At 71.0% G+C, this 1,037-nt stretch carries 1 protein-coding gene; it reads left to right on the top strand.

From position 1 onward, the window contains the following. Positions 1–1,037: amino acid adenylation domain-containing protein (locus ACWCXH_RS40000; RefSeq protein ID WP_449806432.1), on the top strand; the 1,037-nt coding region annotated here is incomplete at both ends.

The following is a 1,037-nucleotide window of genomic DNA, read 5'->3' as shown; positions in this document are numbered from 1 at the left end:
CGCGCCCAAGGCGTCGGCACGGAAAGCATCGTCGCCCTCCTGCTCCCACGCTCCGTCGACATCGTCATCGCCCAACTCGCCGTCCTCAAGGCCGGAGCGGCCTACCTGCCGATCGACCCCGACTACCCCGACGACCGCATCACCTACATGCTCGACGACGCCCGACCCGCGCTCGTCCTACGCGAACTCCCCGACGCCTCACAGGAATCGGCTAAGCGCCCCGGTGTCGCGGTCGACCAGGCCAACCCCGCCTACCTGATCTACACCTCCGGCTCCACCGGCCGCCCCAAGGGCGTCGTCGTCACCCACACCGGCATCACCGCCTTCGCCACCGCCGAACTGGAACGCTTCGACGTCACCCCCCACGCCCGCATCCTCCAATTCGCCTCCCCGAGCTTCGACGCCTCCGTCCTCGAACTCGTCATGACCTTCGCCGCCGGCGCCACCCTCGTCGTCCCCCCACCCGGCCCCCTCGCCGGCGACATCCTCGCCGACGTCCTCACCACCCAACGCGTCACCCACTCCCTCATCCCCCCCGCAGCCCTCGCCAGCGTCCCCGCAGGCAACTTCCCCCACCTCCACTGCCTCATCGTCGGCGGCGACGCCACCTCCGCCGAACTCGTCGACCGCTGGGCCCCCGGCCGCCGCATGATCAACGCCTACGGCCCCACCGAATCCACCGTCGCCGCCACCATCTCCACACCACTCATCCCAGGCACCGGCACGCCCTCGATCGGCACCCCCATCCCCAACACCCGAACCCTCATCCTCGACGAACACCTGCGCCCCGTCCCCCCCGGCGTCCCCGGCGAGCTCTACCTCACCGGCGACGGCCTCGCCCGCGGCTACCACGGCCGCCCCGCCCTCACCGCCGAACGCTTCACCGCCAACCCGTACGGTCCGGTCGGCAGCCGGATGTACCGCACCGGCGACCTCGCCCGCTGGACCCACAACGGACACCTCGACTACCTCGGCCGCACCGACGACCAGGTCAAGATCCGCGGCTTCCGCATCGAACTCGGCGAGATCGAGACGGT

The sequence above is a fragment of the Kitasatospora sp. NPDC001660 genome, from assembly GCF_053596725.1.
The sequence above is the reverse complement of the archived record's forward strand: the minus strand, read 5'-3'. Positions and strand labels throughout refer to the sequence as shown.